This is a genomic window from Dietzia sp. B19 (genome assembly GCF_014145155.1).
In the GTDB taxonomy this organism is placed as follows: domain Bacteria; phylum Actinomycetota; class Actinomycetes; order Mycobacteriales; family Mycobacteriaceae; genus Dietzia; species Dietzia natronolimnaea.
In genome coordinates this window covers 13,548-15,842 of the sequence record NZ_JAALED010000440.1, presented here as the reverse complement: position 1 = coordinate 15,842, position 2,295 = coordinate 13,548, and the positions used below count along the sequence as shown (strand labels likewise).

Annotated in this window: 2 protein-coding genes; both read right to left on the bottom strand. The window is 70.1% G+C overall.

From position 1 onward, the window contains the following. Window positions 1-997, bottom strand: a 997-nt coding sequence (locus tag G6020_RS12455) for an oxygenase MpaB family protein (RefSeq protein ID WP_182610839.1), incomplete at its 3' end; no start/stop codon positions are given. A gap of 7 nt (window positions 998-1,004) precedes the next feature. Further along, on the bottom strand, window positions 1,005-2,295 hold a 1,291-nt coding region (locus tag G6020_RS12450; RefSeq protein ID WP_241732694.1), incomplete at its 5' end, for an aldehyde dehydrogenase family protein.

Genomic DNA, 2,295 nt, shown 5'->3' with positions numbered 1-2,295 from the left:
GCCGGTAGCCGTTCGGATACCCGGGGTAGGTCCGGTTCTCGGTCGCGCTCGACCCCAGCGCCCGTCGACGTACCGGGAGCCACCGGACCACCGCGGACCGGGCCCGCAGCGCGGCGTACGCGGCCCTGCGTCGTCCCGGCGGCTGCCACGGGAAGCCGAAGGCCCGGGTCATGTCGTCGTCCACCAGCGACAGGACCACCTTGCGGACCGCGGGGCGGACCGCCTCCGGATACCAGGAACACATGAGATCGAGCGTGTACGTGCCGATGAGCTCGTTGTTCCGGTCATAGCGGAAGGTGCGGACCTCGTAGTCGTCACGCCACCGGCGGAACTCCCCGATGTCCTCCGGGATGTCGGCGATCTTCATCCGCTGCCCCACCCCGCGGTAGAAGTGGAACGCGGCCAGTCGCTCGTGGGGGTGCAGGCGCCGCCACCCGATCGCGTCGATCCACTCCAGCGGCTCGTAGATGAACGTCGACAGCACGTACAGCATGTCGTCGTTGGTGATCTCGTACCGCGCGTGCTGGCGGTTGATCACCCGCAGCGCCTCCTTGCCGCGCGGCGAGTCGTACCCGTGCTCGACCAGCTCCACCATCAGCAACGCGGTGTCGTCGTACCGCTTCTGGGGGTTGTCGCGGAACTGGCCGGCCTGCTCCAGGACCGCCGACACCGAGGGCACACAGTACGTGCGGTACAGGGCCAGCTCGAGTGCCCGCTGGTAGTCCCAGGGGAACTCGTAGGAGGAGGTGATGCGGTGGATCTCCGCCGCGTCGGCGACCGGGTCGAGGGACGCGATGAGATCCCGCCAGTACCAGCGGCCCGGCTTGAGCGGCGGCGACGCCGTGAGCGGGTGCTCGACGGCGGCGTCGGCCACCAGCTCGGACGGGATCGGTCCGAACACCCCGGGCAGGGTGCGCCGTCCCGCGTCCGCGGAGCTCGTCGTCGTCGTGTCCCGGAGTTCCTCCGGCGTCGTCCTGTTCGAGGCGGTGGCGGTCATCGGGAGATCACAGCTTTCCCTGCACGTTGGCCAGCATCCACTTGACCACCTTGATGTCCCTCGGCTTGCGGGTCATGGTCATGAGGTTGAGCGGGGCGACGAACTTCTGTGCCGTGATGGCCTTGGGCCGCGAGAACTCCCGGAGCCCGTCGGCGCCGTGGATGCGGCCGAAGCCCGAGTCGCCCGACCCACCGAACGGGAGCGAGGGGATCCCGGCGAAGGCCAGGAACGCGTTGACCGACACCATGCCCACGTCGAGCTTCTCCGCCAGCGCCAGTCCCCGCTTGCGGTTGCCGGTGAAGATCGCGCCGCCGAGGCCGTAGCTGCTGGCGTTGGCCTTCTCGACCGCCTCCTCGAGGTCCGCGACCGAGTTGATGACGACGGTCGGCCCGAACGTCTCCTCGGTGATCGCCGTGGAGTCCTCGGGCACGTCGACCAGCACGACCGGCTCGACGACCCGCTCCCCCACCGACTCCTCGCCCCCGATGACGGCCGTGCCACCCCGGGCCAGCGCGTCCTTGACGTGTCGGCGGACGATGTCGATCTGGGACGGCAGCGTCATGGGGCCGTAGCTGGAGGTCACCGAGGTGCCGGGGGTCAGCGCCCGGACCTTCGCGGTGAACTTGTGGACGAAGGCGTCCCGGACGTCCCGGTGGACGTAGATCCGTTCGACGCCGGCGCACGTCTGCCCCGCGTTGCCCATGGCGCCGAAGACCGCCTGGTCGACGGCCGAGTCCAGGTCGGCGTCGGCGTCCACCAGGAACGCGTCCTTGCCGCCGCCCTCGATGACGACGGGGGTGAGGGTCTCCGCGCACGCGGCCATGACCTTGCGGCCCGTCGCGGCCGACCCGGTGAACGCCAGTTTGTCCACGCCCGCCCTGCACAGCGCGGCGCCGGTCGAGCCGTCACCCGTGACGGTCTGGAACAGCGGCTGGGAGGCGCCGAGCGAGTTCCACACCTCGGCGAGCCAGACGCCCACTCCGGGCGTGAGTTCACTGGGCTTGAACACCACGGCGTTGCCGGCGGCCATGGCGTAGGAGAGGGTGCCCATCGGGGTGAACGCGGGATAGTTCCAGGGGCCGATCGCGCCGACGACGCCGTACGGCTGGTACTCGACGTAGGCCGCCTGGTTGCTCATGAGCAGTCCGGCGGACACCGAGCGGCGGCGCAGCACCTTGTCGGCGTTCTTGGCCGCCCACTCCAGGTGGCTCACCGTGAGCATGACCTCGAGCGTCGCGTCCTCGTCCGGCTTGCCGGTCTCGGCGGAGATGAGCGAGGCCAACTCGTCGGAGCGGGAG